The sequence below is a fragment of the Agrobacterium sp. fls2-241-TYG-188a genome, from assembly GCF_030209845.1.
In genome coordinates this window covers 294,081-311,358 of record NZ_JARVRD010000003.1, presented here as the reverse complement: position 1 = coordinate 311,358, position 17,278 = coordinate 294,081, and the positions used below count along the sequence as shown (strand labels likewise).

The following is a 17,278-nucleotide window of genomic DNA, read 5'->3' as shown; positions in this document are numbered from 1 at the left end:
TCCGCGGTGCCAGCCGCCGTTTCTTGCGCTCGCCGCCTGAGATGTCAGTGACAGCCGATCGCAGTCCCGGTTTTCGCACTCACCCCGTCAGCGGTCTGGTGAGACTTGCCGATGTGGCGGTAGCGCTCTGGCGCCGGAAACTGCTGGTCTGCCTTGTCACCCTTCTTGGCGCGCTTGTTCCCTATGCGGCATCCTTTGCGGTGCCGAACTATTACTTCATCTACACGCAAATCCTTCTTGATCCCGAGGGGACGCGCATTTTCGAGTCCGATCTTCAAAGGCCCGAGCAGCAGCGTTCTGCGGACCTTGAGGTGTTGAGCCAACAGAGCGTCATCACGTCCGATTTGGTGCTGGAGAAGGTTGTAGAGAACGAGAACCTCGCTGACGACCCGGACTTTGGTGCAGCGTCGCCACACTATCCCGACGAGGCGCGCAGGAAGGTGCTCGCGCTCGAGAAATTGCGGGATGCCGTCAAGCTCAAGCGTATCGGCGACAGCTTCGTCATCGAGGTGAAAATCACAGATACCAAGCCTGAGCGTGCGATACGGATTGCAAGACAGATCCCCGACATCTACTTCCAAACACGTCAGGACAGCAGCGCCGAGGCATTGCGGCGGACCGGTTCCAGCCTGTCCCAACAGTTGCAAAACCTGAAGGCGGCGGTGGAGGCGGCGGACCGTGCTGTGACGGACTATCGCGCCAAACACAATATCGCGCTGATCAACGGTCAATCCGATATTGCCGGGCAGGTGACCGAGCTGAACAATCAGGTTTCCGATCTGGCGGCCAGAATTGCCCAGCAGAAGGCCATTTCGGCGGAGTTGAGCAAGATGCGGGCGGATCCGGCCTACCGCCCCTCGGTGCCTGACATCGATCTCAGCCGGGCGATCGTCCAACTCCGCGCGCGATATGACCAGAGCAGGGAAGAGCTGAATGTTCTGGCTGCTTCGGTGGGAGCGCGCCATCCATCCTATCAGGCTGCGCAGGAACGGAGCAGGGCGATAACAAGGGTTCTGGATGGCGAATTGCGCAACCACGCCGATGCCGCCGCCCGCAATGTCAAGACGCTTGAAGAACAGAACAGGTTATTCACCGCGCGGCTCGACCAGACGAAAGGCCAGTTGAACGAAAACGACGCCACGATGGTCACTCTTCGCGAACTTGAGAGAAATCTCGCATCGCAGCGATCGGTCTACGAGGAATTTCTGTTGCGCACGCAGCAATTGTCGCAGCAGGCCGGTGCCGTGCAGGAGCAATCGCGCGTCATCGATCCCGCGTCCTTTCCCTTGCGTCGGGCTGGGCCGCCCCGAAACATGATGGCCTTCATTGGCGCGCTGACGGGCCTGCTGCTCGTCATGGCCGGTATTTTGCTGCGGGCAGATCTGCTCGGCGTTTCAGCAAAAAGAGGGTTGGCGGCATGAGCGACCTTGTGCACTCCATGCCTTACCGCGCGCCAAGACAGGTCGCGACATCGACGGGTTTCGACGGTTCCGTGCCATGGGCTGCCTTCCTGCTGATCCTGACCTTGCCATTCATGCAGCTGTTTACGGTGAACTTCGTATTCCCGCTGAAGATTTTCGAGATCGCGATCCTTCTGTGGGGGCTGACGGCGATTGCGATGATGCGCATTCACGTCTTCGATGTGCCCATCCTCATCTTCGGCATTCTGCTGACTGCCTACTGCATCGTCGCACTTCTCATGAACTTGAGAATTTTCGACAATGTTGGAAACTTCTCCCACCTGGCCCGCTGGTCGCCCGAAATCGACGGGCTGACAAAGGCGGCATATCTGCTGTTTTGCGTGCTGGGGCTGAACCTCGTTGCCTATGCCGCCTACTTCAAGCCGAAGCTCGCGGTAAATATCTGGATTGCGGGCGCTCTCGCCGCCGCCGCCGTTCACTTCACGCTGTTCCTGATGTCGCTTGCGGGCATGGCGCTGCCAAGCCTGCCGGGTATGCCGGACAATCCGCAGATGATCGATTTTGCGGGAATGCGCCTTTACCGGGCTGCGACGTTTCTGGAAGGAAACTATGCCGGTCCGTTCTTCATCCTCTCGTTTCTGCTGGCATGTCACATGCGCTACCGGCTGCGGGCCTTGCTGCTGCTGCTCGCGGCTCTCCTGACCTTTTCGACCACGGCACTTTTGGGCCTGACTGCCGCAGGGCTCTACTGGATGCTCAAGGGGAAATATGCAGCGTCGAAGATAAAGGTGCTGCTCGTTATCGTGCCCGCCCTGATCCTCGGTTCCCCCCTGCTTGAAACCTTTGTCTTCGACAAGATTTCCGACGACAGCGACACATCGTCGATCAGCGACCGTACCAACACGGCGATCGAAGCTTTCGGCATGTTTCAGGACAACCTGTCCATCGGCGTCGGCATTTCCCAATACGGGTTCAATGTACCCGGACGTCTGCGTTGGGATTTCACCCGCAATGATTATGCGGTCGACAAGGAAAAGGCCATTCCGAACAATGTCTACGCCGAGACGCTATCGGAGCTGGGCCTTGTCGGTCTCCTGTTTCTTGCCGCGTTTCTGGTGATGATTTTCCGCATCATCCTGCAGTCTCCGCATCCGCTGCTGCGGGCTGGCTCCTATGCGGTTTTCCTCTTCTGGATTTCCTCGCCCACCATCACCTTGATGTATTACTGGGCCTATCTTGGCCTTGTCTGTGGCCTCTCACGCTTCGAGCGGCGCCAAAGTGCAGTTCTGGCGACGTCTTAAAACCGGGCCAGGGCAGCCCTGACGGGCAGGGGGGATCGCCTCGCAAAGCCCTTGCAGGCAAGGTCTTACCGAAGATGCTGAAATACTATATGGTTGGCCTCTTCCTGGGGACGAGGGACAAACAATGCCAAAGATTGCAGAGCATGAATTGTCGTTAAGCCGCATCGTCAATGCTCCGCCGGAAAAGGTCTTTCGTGTCTGGGCGGACCCTGAATTGCTGATCCAGTGGTGGGCGCCTCGACCTTACCAGACCTCGCAGGCCGTGATCGATCTGCGCCCGGGCGGAGCCTTCAACACCGTCATGCACGCGCCAACCGGAGAGATTTATGAGAATCTCGGCGTGTTTCTGGATGTCGTCCAGAACCAGCGTCTGGTTTTTACCGATGCCTTCCGGGAGGGCTGGGTGCCCGGAGACCGACCCTTCATGACGGGTTATGTGACGTTTGAGGATGCCGGAAACGGCGCCACACGTTATGTCGCACGCGCCCTGCACTGGACAGCAGAGGACAAGCAGACACACGAGGATATGGGCTTTGAAGAGGGATGGAGTGCGGCCGCCGAACAGATGGAAGCCCTGCTGCAACGTATCTGATCTGCCTGTCGTCGTGGAGAAACCCGCCGCCCGCTGGCTCAGCGCCGCTGCTTGTGTCGCCGCGCCGGATTTTGCGTTTGCGTCCGTGCCGTTCCAGCCTTATCTCTCGGTGAATACTCTCGAGGGCTTGGCATGGAACTTGGTCTTTACACATTTGCGGACGTCGATCCGAACGCAGCGAACGGAAGAGGCCCTGAAGGTGCCCGCCGCCTCAAGAACCTGCTGGAGGAGATCGAGCTTGCCGATCAGGTCGGGCTCGATGTCTTCGGCCTTGGTGAGCATCACCGCTCCGACTACGCCGTGTCTTCGCCCTCCACCGTGCTTGCCGCAGCTGCCGTAAAAACGCGGGACATAAGGTTGACGAGTGCGGTTTCGGTTCTGAGTTCGGATGATCCCATCCGCGTGTTCCAGCAGTTTGCCACCGTTGATCTGCTTTCCAACGGTCGTGCGGAAATCATGGCCGGGCGCGGCTCCTTCATCGAGTCCTATCCGCTCTTCGGCTACAATCTCGAGGATTACGACGAGCTTTTCAGTGAGAAGTTGGATCTTCTTCTGGCGCTGCGTGAAGACGAAATCGTCACATGGTCCGGCAGCAAGCATCCGCCGATCAACGGTCGTGGCGTCTATCCGCGCCCCTTGCAGGAGCGTCTGCCGGTGTGGATCGCCGTTGGCGGAACACCGCAGTCTGTCGCGCGCGCGGGTGCCATGGGCTTGCCGGTCGCGCTGGCCATCATCGGGGGAGAATACCGCCGCTTCGCACCGCTGTTCGATCTCTATCGGGAAGCTGCGCGCAGGGCGGGACAGGATGCGGCGAAACAGAAGACCAGCATCAACGTTCATGGCTTCATTGCCGATACGACCGAGATGGCGGCGGATCAGTTTTATGGCCCGCAGGCGGAGGTCATGAACCGGATTGGCCGCGAACGTGGCTGGGGGCCGACCAATCGCGCGCAATTCGACGCGGCGCGCAGCGCTGCCGGAAATCTCTTCGTCGGAGAGCCGGAGGCGGTGGCAGAAAAGATCATCGCCGCGCACGGCGTTTTCAAAAATGACCGTTTCCTGCTTCAGATGGCCATTGGCCTTATGCCGCACGACCAGATCATGCGCGGCATCGAGCTGTACGGCACCAAAGTCGCGCCCATCGTCAGAAAAGAATTGACTGGCAGTGCCGATAGGGCGAAAGCCTCCGCCTGATTGAAAAAGGCGGGGCCTCAGCCTGTCAGCGTGTCGCAAGCATGGAACGATAATGGTTATTTCTACTGAAGAAGAGCTCGAGCATCTCAAGGAGATCGGTCGCATCTGCGCATTGGCGATGCAGACCATGGGTGACGCGCTGGAGCCCGGCATCACCACCTTGGAACTCGACACCATTGGTCGGAAAGTGCTTGAGGATCACGGTGCGCAATCGGCACCCGAATTCTGCTATCAGTTTCCGGGCGCGACCTGCATCAGCGTCAATGAAGAGGTCGCCCACGGCATTCCCGGACCGCGCATCATCAAGGCGGGTGATCTCGTCAACATCGATGTTTCCGCCGTCAAAAACGGGTTCTTCGGCGATACCGGCTCGTCCTTCGCCGTTCCTCCTGTCAAGAAAGAGATTGAACGGCTGTGCCGGGATGGCAAGCGCGCCATGTGGACCGGGCTTCAGCAGATCAAATCCGGACGGCCGCTGGCCGATATCGGCAACGCCATCGGCGCATTTGCCAAGAAAAATCGCTATACGCTTATCACCAACCTTGCCAGCCACGGCATTGGCCGCTCCCTGCATGAGGAGCCGACCGAGCTTGCGACATGGCCGGACAAGGACGAAACCCGCATCATGACCGAAGGCATGGTGTTTACGGTCGAACCCTTCCTGTCCATGGGCGCCTATTGGGCCGAAGACGGCGATGACGATCCCTGGACGCTGTTCAGCGACCCGAGCGCGCCAACCGTGCAGTTCGAACATACGGTGGTCGCGACCAAGAACGGTCCTCTCATCCTCACGCTTGCCGAGTAATCTCATCGCATTGCAGGCGTTACGTAAGTAATGGTTTTGTAATCCACGGCGCCGGAAGGCAGATTTATCTTACATCTTCGTAAGTTAGCGATTGTCGCATTGCTGCTGACCAATTTCTGTCCTAGTTTCCGGCAAAACTGCTTCGCCAATAATGGCTGACCCCAACTCGCGAGAGTTCGAAACGTGTTTCATTCCTTCTTCCCAAAACCCAAACTGTTTTTCACGTCCGCCGTGGTCTGGTCGCTTCTTATGATCGGGTTGTGGTACGCTGGCGCAAGAGGGTGGGGCAATGCAATTGGGCTGCCCGACCTGCCAGAGGGGCAGCCGCCCATTATCGGGGTCTCCGTTTTCTGGTCGCCACCATTTCTCTGGTTTTATGTTTATTACATAGCTGCCGTCGGTCTGTTTGCGGCTTTCTGGTTCGTCTTTAGCCCACACAGATGGCAGAACTGGTCTATTCTGGGTTCAGCATTGATCATTTTCGCGACCTATTTCTCGGTTCAGGTCAGCGTGGCAATGAATGCGTGGTACGGCCCCTATTATGACCTCGTCCAGCAGGCTCTTGCAAAAACCGCTCCCGTCACGGCCGAGCAGCTCTATATGGGGCTTGTCGGTGTCACCGGCATTCTTTTCTTTGCTATCACGGTCGGCGTGCTGAACCTGTTCTTCGTCAGTCACTACATCTTCCGTTGGCGCACAGCCATGAACGAATTTTACATGGCAAACTGGGATCGTCTGCGTCACATCGAAGGCGCCTCGCAGCGTGTTCAGGAAGACACGATGCGCTTTTCCAGCACGGTCGAAGGTCTGGGCGTTGGTTTGGTGCGGGCCATCATGACGCTGATCGCGTTCCTTCCCGTCCTGTTCACCTTCTCGGAGACCATCACCGAACTTCCAATCATCGGTGAAATTCCACATGCCCTGGTATGGGCCGCAATTCTGTGGTCGCTTTTTGGTACCGGCTTTCTTGCTCTCGTCGGAATAAAGCTTCCCGGGCTGGAGTTTCGCAACCAGCGTGTCGAAGCGGCCTACAGAAAGGAACTCGTCTATGGCGAGGACCATGAAGACCGCGCTCGCCCGGCAACCGTGGCAGAACTCTTCTCAAATGTCCGGAAGAACTATTTCCGTCTCTATTTCCACTACATGTATTTCAACGTCGCGCGTATCTTCTACCTTCAGGCCGATAACCTTTACAGCCTCGTTGTGCTCATTCCCTCCATCGCTGCGGGCAAGGTGACGCTAGGCGTCTTCACGCAGATTGGAAATGTGTTCGATCAGGTTCGTGGATCTTTCCAGTACCTCATCAATTCCTGGACGACGATCGTTGAGCTTCTATCGATCTACAAGCGCCTCAAGGCCTTTGAAGCCGCAATTGACGACAAGCCGCTGCCGGAGATCGATCAGCGCTATCTCAAGCGTGAAGCTGAAGATGGTGAGTTGGCGGCGAACAAGCCGACCTGAGACAGCAAAAAGGGTGGCCTTGTGCCACCCTTTTCAGTTTCTGCGGTAAGAAAATCAGCCCTCAGACTTCTGCGCTCGTCGCGCTTCTATCATCGGCATGGCCTGAGCGTAGCTGACGCAGGCAACATCTTGCCTCTTGCAGACCTCGCGCAGCAACCGCTCGAAGGCGTTCCAATAGGCGCCGCCGTTCATTTTCACGAAGTGGAAGCCAAGCTGGAGCGGTATTCGCTCGCCGTCATATTGCTTGTCGAAGGCGGTGCGGAAGGCCTGATAGGCGCGTTCTTCGAATTCGGCTGATTTTTCCCGGTTTTCGATGGCCATGGAGTGGCGCACGAAGAGATTATAATCCATGGCGATGATGGGTCGTTTATCCGGCCCCTCGGGAATGAGCGGCAGACCGAAATGCTCGATGCCGTTTTTCTTGATCGGCCATGCCGGACCTTTGGTGATGCTTGTCGCATCATAGACAAAGCCATGTTTCTTCTGGGCGGCAGTCAGTGCATCGCCTTGGGAAAGATAGGGTGCACGAAAACCGTTGATACCTTTGACAAGATCTCGCCAGCCCTGTGGCTCATCATCCTTTTTGCCGATCATCTGCCAGGCATTTTCCAGCGTGCTGGTGAACGTGGTGAATTCGGCGTCCCACTGTTCTTCCGTCCAGTTGCCGCCATCAAAGTGGCCGCAGGTGTGGTTGGCAATTTCATGGCCTTCCTGGGATGCTGCCCAGATGTTGCGCAGGCGCGTTTCGACCTCTTCGATTGACTGTCCAAAGCCGACATTGGACCGGCCCGTTTTCTGGCCAGGGCCTTGATAGCTCTTGGCGCTGGTCTTGCGGTCCATAACGAGCGTGCAGGCAAGGAAGTAGGTGAAATGTGCGCCGACCTCTTTCGCAGTGGCACGGCTGCGCTCCCACAGGGAATTGTCTCCCGCACCATCAAAGGACACCATGACGAGTTGTTTTGGTTTCTCCGCTGTTTGCGCGAATGCCGGCGCGGCAACAGAAAGTGATAAACTCAAAACGGCAATAGAACGAAACATCAGCAACCACGTAATTTTGAAAGGCAGGTGCCTTTTGAAGCGGCAATAAGGCGAAGCTTTGATTTGTCTGGCAATTTTGGGCTTTTGGCCATAATTCAATAGCAACGCGTTTCCGCATCCGCTTTAGGGGCCATCCATGCTGCTGCTTTTGATCTGTCTTCTGTTTTTCTTCGCTACGCATTCCCTTCGGTTGATCGCGCCGGGATTTCGCTCAGACATGATTGCACGCATGGGTGAGGGGCCGTGGAAGGGTGTCTATTCTCTCGTCAGCATCGTGGCCATCGTGGCTGTCGCCTATTCCTTCGATCAGGCGCGCCAGGTCACGGGGATGCTGTACAACCCTCCCATCTGGATGAGCCACATTGCGCTGACACTCATGCTGTTTGCGATGATCTGTCTTGCCGCCAGCCTTTTGCCGGCTGGTCACATCGTCGCCAAGACAAAACATCCGCTCATCCTGGCCGTCAAGATCTGGGCATTGTCCCACCTTCTTGCCAATGGCGAGACATCGTCGGTCATCCTTTTTGCCTCTTTTCTGGCATGGGGCGTCGTCATGCGCATCATCCTGAAACGTCGGGCACGGGCAGGCGAGACGGTGACCCGTCCATTTGTGTCGGCGCGTTACGATATCGTCGCGCTCGTTCTGGGCGTCGTTCTCTGGGCAGCGATGATCTGGAAGCTGCACGAATGGTTGATTGGGGTTCAGCCTCTCGCGATGTAAGAAAGTGAGTTTTCCCCTTACATATAAGGGAAAATAGGCTAGAAGGCCGTCCAATGATCGTGGTTGGCTTTTTGTCAGCCCCGGCAAAGGGCTTTGGCATGTCCGCAGACCGATTGGGTAGATACATTCGGTGCGGGTAACGGAGAATTCGATGGCGAACGAGAATGAAAGCTTCATCCGCGAAGTGAACGAGCAAATCCGCTCGGAGAAACTGAGCAATTTCTGGGGACGCTATGGCGTTGTCGTCGTCGGCGCCGCGATCCTTGTCGTTCTGAGCGCCGCCGGTGCCGGTGTCTATGAATATTGGAACAACAGCCGTGCGTCTTCCTCGGGCGATCAGTTCGCAAGCGCTCTCAAGCTTGCATCCGAAGGCAAGAATGACGAGGCGCTGAAGGCATTCTCCGATCTCGAAACGGCAGGCCACGGCTCCTACCCGGTTCTTGCCAAGTTCCGCTCCGCCACGCTTCTGGCGCAGAAGGGCGATGCGGCCGGCGCAATTGCGGCCTTTACCGCCATCGGCAATGACAACAGCGCACCACAGGTATTCCGCGACACCGCAAAGGTGCGGGCCGCATGGTTGCTGGTGGACAATGGAACCTATGAGCAGGTCTCGGCACAGGCGGAAGTGCTGACCGGCGAAGGTCAGGCCATGCGCAATTCGGCGCGCGAGGCGCTCGGCCTTTCCGCCTACAAGGCGGGTGATTTCGTCAAGGCAAAGCAGTGGTTCGAGCAGATCACCGCTGACGTGCAGGCACCGCGCAATGTCACCAGCCGTGCGCAGATCATGCTCGATAATATTGCCGCTTCCGGCAAGGCAGCGTAACACTCTATCCGATAATCGCCGCTGGCCGGCTGCAAATGGCATTTTCGGCGCTTCCGGTGCTCACGTAGTTTGATTACGCTCCGCTCCGGTTCTTGAAACCACCATTTCGCCAGACCGGCAGTAATTTTTGAATAGACTGTGCATCCAGGCCATAGTTCAGGTTAGGGTTTTCCCATGAGTTTCACCGTCGCCATCGTAGGGCGTCCCAATGTCGGCAAGTCCACCTTGTTCAATCGTCTGGTTGGCAAGAAGCTGGCGCTTGTTGACGATACGCCGGGCGTGACCCGCGACCGCCGCCCGGGCGACGCCAAGCTGGTGGATTTGCGCTTCACCATCATCGATACGGCGGGTCTGGAGCAATCCGGTCCGGAAACGCTGCAAGGCCGCATGTGGGCGCAGACGGAAGAGGCCATCGAAGAGGCTGATCTTACCCTGTTTGTCGTTGATGCCAAATTCGGCCTGACACCTGCCGACCAGACGCTTGGCGAAATGCTGCGCCGTCGCGGTAAGCCTGTCGTGCTCGTTGCCAACAAATCGGAAGCCCGCGGCTCCGATGGCGGCTTTTACGATGCCTATACGCTGGGTCTCGGTGAGCCATGCCCGATCTCTGCGGAACATGGGCAGGGCATGATCGACCTTCGCGATGCTATCGTGGCGGCCATCGGGGAAGATGTTGCCTTTCCGCCAGAGGATGATTTCGAAGAGGCGGAAACGGATATCGTCCTTCGTTACGGCGAACTCGATGGGGAAGAAGACGAGGACGAAGAAGAGCCCGTTTACGACGAGACCAAGCCGCTGCGCGTGGCGATCATCGGTCGCCCAAACGCCGGCAAGTCCACGCTCATCAACCGCTTCCTCGGCGAAGACCGGCTGCTGACCGGGCCGGAAGCGGGCATTACACGCGACAGTATTTCCGTGGAATGGGACTGGCGCGGCCGCACCATCAAGATGTTCGACACCGCAGGCATGCGCCGCAAGGCGCGCGTAACGGAAAAGCTGGAAAAGCTCTCCGTTGCCGATTCCCTGCGCTCCATCCGTTTTGCGGAAACCGTGGTTATCGTGTTTGATTCGACGATCCCTTTTGAGAAGCAGGATCTCCAGCTCGTCGATCTCGTCATTCGCGAGGGACGTGCAGCCGTCCTGGCGTTCAACAAGTGGGATCTCGTCGAAGATCCGCAGGCATTTCTCGCCGATCTGCGCGAAAAGACCGAGCGTCTTCTGCCGCAGGCTCGTGGCATTCGTGCCGTTCCAATCTCGGGCCAGTCGGGTTACGGCCTTGACCGGTTGATGCAGAACATCATCGATACCGACAAGATCTGGAACCGCCGCATTTCCACCGCCAAGCTCAACAAATGGCTGGATATGCAGGTCACTCAGCATCCGCCACCGGCTGTGTCCGGTCGTCGTCTGCGCCTGAAATACATGACGCAGGTCAAGGCCCGCCCGCCTGCCTTCATGATTTCATGCACGCGGCCCGAAGCCATTCCGGAATCCTACACGCGCTACCTCGTCAACAATCTGCGCAAGGATTTCGACATGCCGGGCGTGCCGATCCGCGTGCATTACCGTGGCTCGGACAATCCGTTCGAACATAAGGCGAAGAAGAAGCGGTAAGCTTCATCGACGGAGTTAAATTCATGGCCGACATTCCAATCCGTAGTTTCGCGGTATCGGTTGTCGTGATCCGTGAAAATCCGGTCGGTTATCAGGTGTTGCTGCTACGCCGGAACCATACGTTGGTTGGTGAGTGGTGCCAGATTGCCGGCGGTATCGAAGACGGCGAAACAGCGTGGCAGACGGCGTTGCGAGAGGTGCGGGAAGAGACGGGGCTGGTATGTCAGCATCTGTATTCAGGCGACATCTGCGAACAGTTCTACGAGGCAGATCGCGATGCAATCAGTATGCTCCCGGTTTTCGTGGGAATTGTCGATGCCGTCGCTGATGTTACGATCAATGAAGAGCACAGTGAATTTCGTTGGGTGTCTTTCAGCGAGGCGTTGACAATGGTGCCTTTCGCGGGTCAACGGAACGTGCTCCGGCACGTCGAAGCCGAGTTCGTTCAACGCAGTCCATCGGAATATCTGCGCATTCAAACACCCTAGCCCGCAGGGCTCGACGCCACAGGCACAGCGCTGTTTGGAGGCATCGATCATATTTCTCAAGGACTTATCATGCTGATCAAGCAGACCGATTATCATCGTATCTACCGCGTCATCAACAGCCTGCTGATCAACGAGAATGCCGATCCCGCAACGGCCAGCATGTATTTCAGCACATTCGGCGCATTCATTCTGGAGCATCATTACAAGGTCAAGGCCAAGCCTAAGGGTGGGCTTGCGGCCTATAATCTCGATGGAAAGCTCATTCTTTTCGCGGATCACCGCGATGACGGCCATGTTACCGGTGCTGGCGAGAATTTTCATTGCTGGGTGGAGGCTGATGGGTGGGCCATTGACTTCATGGCCCCTGCGTTCTCACAGGCCGCGCGTGAGCTTGCCGTCCCGTCGAAGATGTTCCAGCGTCCGCTCGCATCCATGGCACCGTCGCTCAACGAGCTGAAGCAATCCGGCGATTTCTTCTACAAGTCGGAGCCGGAAGCAACCGCGCGTCGCTTCGCAGACTGGCGCAAACACGCCATGATCGGTGATCTGGCATCGATTGCCGCAGGCTGGTTTCGCAAATCGCCAAAGTCGATGCAGAGCGAGCTTTCCGTTTCCGATTCGTCGGGCAAGAGCAGAACCATTCCCCTTTCGGGAAATGCGCTGACTGGCACGTGGTAACGACGACGTTTTTGGAAAAAGGACGGCCAGCGTAATCTCGCGGCAGCCGCCTGACGTCAATCAGCAGCCCGACCCCGCTCTATAGATAGCGGCAGTCGCATCCCGAGGCGTCTTGTGACAGCCTTGTGGGCTTTCGTCCACATGCGCCGCTGAAAAAATCGCCCGATCTGTCGATATTTGTGCGGCGCTCCAATTAGCAGGGAAATGCTGTAGCGCCAGCTCTAGCGCGGTCGCGGGCTTCCTGTATGCCGGAACTTGCGGCCGAGGTCACGTTGTCCAGAAACTGGCGCGACGCCTTTTCCCAGGAATAGGTCCGGGACAGCGCAAGCGCGGCCTGCGAAGAACAATCCAGTGCGGCGAGGCAGGCGGTCTGCAAATCCACGTTCAACTGGCCTGCATCCGGGTGTGCGCCAAGAATATCCAGCGGACCCGTCACGGGAAAAGCGGCGACGGGGACGCCGCTTGCCAAGGCCTCAAGAATGGTGTTGCCGAATGTGTCCGTCTTGGATGGAAACACGAAGACATCGGCCTGAGAATAAGCCTGCGCCAAATCTTCGCCGGTCTTTACGCCGGTAAAGAGCACGTCCGGATATTTGTCCTCAAGTTCAGCGCGGGCAGGGCCGTCACCCACGACGACCTTCGATCCCGGCAGGTCGAGGTCCAGAAACTCGGGCAGGTTCTTTTCAACCGAGACGCGGCCAACCGTCATGAAGATGGGGCGCGGCAGGTCGAATGGCTGGGCGACCTTCTTGCGCGGATAGAACATGTCGGCATCGATCCCGCGGCTCCAGCGCCGCAGGTTCTTGACGCCGCGTGCATCGAGTTCCGTTTCGAGGCTGGGCGTCGCCACCATGCAGGCGCTGCCGCCATTATGGAACCAGCGGACAAAGGCATAGAGCCAGCTTTCGGGAATGGGAAAACGGGCAGCGACATATTCCGGGAAGCGCGTGTGATAGCTGGTCGAAAAGCGCATATTGTGCTTGATGCACCAGCGCCGCGCCATGAAGCCCAGCGGCCCTTCGGTGGCGATATGGACGTAGGATGGCTGGCTTTTTTCGATAGCGCGGGATACCCGCCGATAGCCCGCCACGGACAGGCGAATTTCCGGATAGGTGGGGCAGGGAACGGAGTGAAAATTCTGCGGGGTCACCATGCAGACCTCCACGCCCATCCGCTCCAGTTCGGTGTTGGTGTTCTCGATGGAACGAACAACGCCATTGACCTGTGGATGCCATGCATCTGTGACGATGGTTATTCTGGTCATGCTGTGCGGACCTCCGCGCTCGCGAGTCCCGTTGTGCCGGGTCACCGCGTGTATGCGACAGGTGTGTTACAGCTTCATGTCACTGCAGAGTTCAGTCGTGCGGCAGCAAGGCGGGCTCAATTAGCGCCCCGTGGTGGCCGATAACGGTTGCCGCAACCTTTGCCGCGAAGATGGCAGCCTCCTGCGGTGTCCTGCCTGTCACCAGTCTGGAAAGGAAGGCGCCGTTGAAGCTGTCGCCCGCACTCGTGGTATCCACGACGGAGATGGCCTGCGTGGCGGGGGCGTGGCTGCGCTCGCCATCGAAATCAAGTGTTGCGCCCTTGGCCCCATCTTTGACGACCAGTTGGGAGACGCCAAGCGCACAGTAACGAGCAATCGTTGCATCGATATCGGCATCGCCAAAATTCACCGTCTCATCGTCAAAGCTCGGCATGACGAGCGTTGCGGCCCGCGCACCGGCGGTAATGGTGTCCAGCATCGTGCGCCTGTCCGCCCACAGGCGCGGCCGGATATTGGGATCGAAGACGACCTGTTTTCCCGAAGCTCTGGCGCGGCGCAGCTCTGACAGAAACGTATCGACGGCCAGCGGGTTTTCGAGAATCGCCAGCGTTATGCCCGAAAAATAGATGAGATCCGCTTCCTCGACGGTGGCCCGCAGGTGGTCGGCATCGATGGCGAGCTTGCGGGCAGCGGACGCGTTGCGCCAATAGCTGAAGGTGCGCTCTCCATCCTTCAGGTTGATGAGATAAAGCCCGGGCGTGCCGCCGGTGATGCGCGCGACACTGCCTGTTTCGATGCCCGCCTTCTCGATGAATGACAGCATTTCAGCAGAAAGCGGATCATCGCCCAAAGCGGTGAAGAATTCGACTTTCCATTCGGACGGGAGACAGGCGCGTGCATACCACGCGGTGTTCAGAGTATCTCCGGCAAAGCCCTTGCGCAGCAGCCCATCGCCCGCCTGCGACAGTTCCACCATGCATTCGCCAACAGAAAGAAGCCGTCCACCCATTGCATTTGCCTCCCGAAAATCGACGTTCCGCCATTACGATGCTTGCCGCGTGGTGGCAAGGGCACGATACCCTGTGTCCGTCGTGGTGTGTCATGGAACGTCTTTGGCGTTTACGAATTGACGTGGGCTTTATATGCTCTGCACAAATTGAACGGAGATTGCCCATGCCGGACCCGAATGCCTCCACCCCAGCCGTTGCAGATCATAAGGATTGGTGGAGGGGAGCGGTCATTTATCAAGTCTATCCTCGTTCCTTTCAGGATACGACGGGCGATGGATATGGTGACCTTCCCGGCATCACCAAACGTCTGCCCTATATTTCTTCGCTGGGTGTGGATGGCATCTGGCTTTCCCCTTTCTTCACATCGCCCATGGCAGACATGGGCTATGACGTTTCGGATTATTGCAATGTCGATCCGATGTTCGGAACCCTGGAAGATTTCGATACTCTGGTGGCCGAAGCGCATCGTCTGGGGCTGAAGATCATCATCGATCAGGTCATCTCCCACACATCCGACCAGCACCCGTGGTTCATGGACAGCCGTGTCAGCCGCACGAATTCGAAGGCAGACTGGTATGTCTGGGCAGATCCAAAGCCGGACGGCACCGCGCCCAATAACTGGCTTTCCGTTTTCGGCGGCCCCGCCTGGGAATGGGATGGCGTGCGCAAGCAATATTACATGCACAATTTCCTGGCCTCTCAGCCGGACCTGAATTTTCACAATAGGGAAGTCCAGGATGCTCTTCTGGAAACGGTGCGCTTCTGGCTCGATCGCGGTGTGGATGGCTTCCGCCTTGATACTGTGAACTACTATTTCCATGACAAGCTGCTGCGCGATAACCCGCCGCACGAACCAGACAGCGACGATGCCGGTCTCGATGCGCCTGACGTGAACCCTTACGGGATGCAGAGCCACATCCACGACAAGACGCAGGTTGAGAACATCGATTTTCTTCGGCGGTTTCGCGCCTTGCTGGACGAATATGAGGGACGCATGACGGTGGGCGAGGTCGGCGATGGAGCCCGGTCTCTGAAAACCGTGGCGGCCTATACGGCAGACGGTGACAAGCTCAACATGTGCTACACCTTCGACCTTCTATCGCCGGATTTTTCCGCGAGCCACATTCGCGGTGCTGTCGCCGGTTTCCAGAAGGCCGTGACCGATGGCTGGGTCTGCTGGGCATTCTCGAATCATGATGTGGTGCGCCATCTCAGCCGCTTTGCCGAAAGCAATCAGGAGCAGAACCGTGTCGCCAAGCTGGCATTTTGCGTGCTAGCCACGTTGCGTGGCTCCATCTGCCTTTATCAGGGTGAAGAGCTGGCGCTGACCGAGGCGGAACTGGCCTTTGAAGACCTGCGTGACCCCTACGGCATTCGCTTCTGGCCAGCCTTCAAGGGTCGTGACGGATGCAGAACGCCGATGGTGTGGGAAACCGGAGGCCGCAATGCCGGCTTTACGACCGCCGAGAAGCCATGGCTGCCGGTGCCTTATGCACACGCCATGCTGGCCGCAGATGGGCAGGAGCGCAAACCAGACTCGGTTTTGAACCACTACAAAGCCGTGCTGGCCTTCCGCAAGCGCCATGCCGCGCTGCGTGACGGCGATATGGTGTTTCTGGACACGCAACAGGATGTGCTGGCCTTTACCCGCCACAAGGGCACCGAAACGCTGCTGTTTGTTTTCAACCTGACGCGCGAGCCAGCAGAATTTCTAATCCCGGCAGACTTGAAAGTCCGCGAAGCACTGGAAATGCCGGGCTTTGAGCCGCTTTTTGATGGTGCAGTGGTGAAGCTGGATGGGCTCGATGTCTTTTGCGGGACTGTTGCGTAGCGCGGGTCGCGCTACAGGATGCCCTTCGTCATCTCAGGGTCGAGACTGAGAATGAACTGCCACAGCAGCGCCTTGTCGAACTGGTCTTCGCGGGACATCATCCAGCTCAACGCCTGCTGCGATGACCAGCCCTTCTTGTAGGGGCGCGCCGAGGTAAGGGCGTCGAAGACGTCGCAGATGGTGCTCATGCGCACTTCCGTACCGATTTCCGCGCCCTTCAGCTTGTCCGGGTAACCTTTACCATCGGGCCTTTCATGATGGGAGCGACAGATGTCGAGGACGAGCTGCGGCATCTTGGCGTGGGTGGACAAGAGATCGTAGCCGCGCTGTGGATGCTGCTCCATCAAATCGCGCTCAGCGGCGCTCAAGGGTCCTTGTTTCTGAAGGACCTCCTTGGAAATGGTCAGTTTGCCGATGTCATGGAGAATGCCCGCCATGCACAGTTGCTCGACACTTTCGTCATCCATGTGCATGGATCGCCCGAAATGGAGCAGCAGGGCCGCAACGGCAAGGGAATGTACGAACGTTGCATTATCGCGCGATCGCATACGCGACATGCCGATATAGAGCGACGGGTTTTCTTCCATCGTGCGCGCCACATCCTCAACCAGCGGCGTAAAGGCTTCAGCCTTCAGGATGCGCCCCTCGAAGACGTCCTCGATCAGGGATCGGGCTTCGGCTGCCTGGGCCTGTATTTTTCGGGAAGTCTGCAGCTTTTCGTGTTTGCTCGCGGTTCCAATATTTCCGGCTCTGGAAGGGTGGTCCGCGGAGGTTATACTGCGGCCCAAGGCCGTATTGATGAAGACTGCGCTGACATTACTGTTGCGGATCATGTCTATTTCGTGCCCGGAGCGAATTGTAAAACGCCTTCCAAGTGTCGGACTGTCCTGCCAGGCGCCTTCTATAGCCTCGACGAACATTCCGATCTTGAGTTGTGATTTATCAATTCTTGTTACAGCCACAAAGAGCTCCGGTAGAAATACTCCATCAGACAGTTTAGTATTAGCAGAACTGTCTTAATTTAACATGAGCAAAGC

The 17,278-nt window shown here is 57.6% G+C and carries 16 protein-coding genes; 12 read left to right on the top strand and 4 right to left on the bottom strand.

Annotated elements, in window-relative coordinates:
- The first annotated feature begins 47 nt into the window (after positions 1-47).
- From QRN85_RS15495 to bacA, 6 genes are all read left to right on the top strand, one after another.
- Entirely contained in the window at positions 48-1,421 is a 1,374-nt protein-coding gene (locus tag QRN85_RS15495) for a GumC family protein (RefSeq protein ID WP_284759179.1), read from the top strand.
- Entirely contained in the window at positions 1,418-2,722 is a 1,305-nt protein-coding gene (locus QRN85_RS15490) for an O-antigen ligase family protein (RefSeq protein ID WP_284759178.1), read from the top strand. Before QRN85_RS15495 ends, QRN85_RS15490 begins: the two co-directional genes overlap by 4 nt.
- Before the next feature lie 124 nt (positions 2,723-2,846).
- A complete protein-coding gene (locus QRN85_RS15485) occupies positions 2,847-3,314 on the top strand; it encodes an SRPBCC family protein (RefSeq protein WP_062585034.1) in 468 nt (155 codons plus the stop codon).
- 132 nt (positions 3,315-3,446) lie between these two features.
- Positions 3,447-4,508: an LLM class flavin-dependent oxidoreductase gene (locus QRN85_RS15480; protein ID WP_284759177.1), complete on the top strand. Its 1,062-nt coding sequence runs from the start codon at positions 3,447-3,449 to the stop codon at positions 4,506-4,508.
- A gap of 52 nt (positions 4,509-4,560) precedes the next feature.
- Positions 4,561-5,313: a type I methionyl aminopeptidase gene (map, locus tag QRN85_RS15475; protein WP_062585038.1), complete on the top strand. Its 753-nt coding sequence runs from the start codon at positions 4,561-4,563 to the stop codon at positions 5,311-5,313.
- Positions 5,314-5,496: 183 nt separating this feature from the next.
- A complete protein-coding gene (bacA, locus tag QRN85_RS15470) occupies positions 5,497-6,774 on the top strand; it encodes a bacteroid development protein BacA (RefSeq protein ID WP_113094269.1) in 1,278 nt (425 codons plus the stop codon).
- Between the two features lie 54 nt (positions 6,775-6,828).
- On the opposite strand, the gene QRN85_RS15465 is transcribed toward bacA, so the two are convergent.
- Complete coding sequence (locus QRN85_RS15465) at positions 6,829-7,812, bottom strand: polysaccharide deacetylase family protein (protein ID WP_284759176.1); 984 nt, start codon at positions 7,810-7,812, stop codon at positions 6,829-6,831.
- A 136-nt stretch (positions 7,813-7,948) separates the two neighbouring features.
- Between QRN85_RS15465 and QRN85_RS15460 the strand changes: the two genes are divergently transcribed.
- The 5 genes from QRN85_RS15460 to QRN85_RS15440 all read left to right on the top strand — a co-directional run bounded on the left by QRN85_RS15460 (position 7,949) and on the right by QRN85_RS15440 (position 12,136).
- Positions 7,949-8,533, top strand: a complete 585-nt coding sequence (locus QRN85_RS15460; protein ID WP_284759175.1) for an NnrU family protein — start codon at positions 7,949-7,951, stop codon at positions 8,531-8,533.
- Between the two features lie 151 nt (positions 8,534-8,684).
- A complete protein-coding gene (locus tag QRN85_RS15455) occupies positions 8,685-9,356 on the top strand; it encodes a tetratricopeptide repeat protein (RefSeq protein WP_062585044.1) in 672 nt (223 codons plus the stop codon).
- A 174-nt stretch (positions 9,357-9,530) separates the two neighbouring features.
- A complete protein-coding gene (der, locus tag QRN85_RS15450; protein WP_062585046.1) occupies positions 9,531-10,970 on the top strand; it encodes a ribosome biogenesis GTPase Der in 1,440 nt (479 codons plus the stop codon).
- A 23-nt stretch (positions 10,971-10,993) separates the two neighbouring features.
- A complete protein-coding gene (locus tag QRN85_RS15445; RefSeq protein ID WP_284759174.1) occupies positions 10,994-11,458 on the top strand; it encodes an NUDIX hydrolase in 465 nt (154 codons plus the stop codon).
- 69 nt (positions 11,459-11,527) lie between these two features.
- The gene (locus QRN85_RS15440; protein WP_113099291.1) at positions 11,528-12,136 is read left to right on the top strand and encodes a DUF2026 family protein; all 609 of its coding nucleotides are present in this window, start codon (positions 11,528-11,530) and stop codon (positions 12,134-12,136) included.
- A 193-nt stretch (positions 12,137-12,329) separates the two neighbouring features.
- On the opposite strand, the gene QRN85_RS15435 is transcribed toward QRN85_RS15440, so the two are convergent.
- Positions 12,330-13,400, bottom strand: a complete 1,071-nt coding sequence (locus tag QRN85_RS15435; protein ID WP_284759173.1) for a bifunctional monoglucosyl/glucuronosyl diacylglycerol synthase — start codon at positions 13,398-13,400, stop codon at positions 12,330-12,332.
- 91 nt (positions 13,401-13,491) lie between these two features.
- A complete protein-coding gene (locus QRN85_RS15430; protein ID WP_284759172.1) occupies positions 13,492-14,409 on the bottom strand; it encodes a sugar kinase in 918 nt (305 codons plus the stop codon).
- Positions 14,410-14,573: 164 nt separating this feature from the next.
- Here QRN85_RS15430 and bglA point away from each other — a divergent pair, with 164 nt between their 5' ends.
- A complete protein-coding gene (gene bglA, locus QRN85_RS15425; protein ID WP_113092521.1) occupies positions 14,574-16,241 on the top strand; it encodes a beta-galactosidase BglA in 1,668 nt (555 codons plus the stop codon).
- An 11-nt stretch (positions 16,242-16,252) separates the two neighbouring features.
- On the opposite strand, the gene QRN85_RS15420 is transcribed toward bglA, so the two are convergent.
- A complete protein-coding gene (locus tag QRN85_RS15420; RefSeq protein ID WP_162723386.1) occupies positions 16,253-17,203 on the bottom strand; it encodes a cyclic di-GMP phosphodiesterase in 951 nt (316 codons plus the stop codon).
- Positions 17,204-17,278 lie beyond the last annotated feature (75 nt).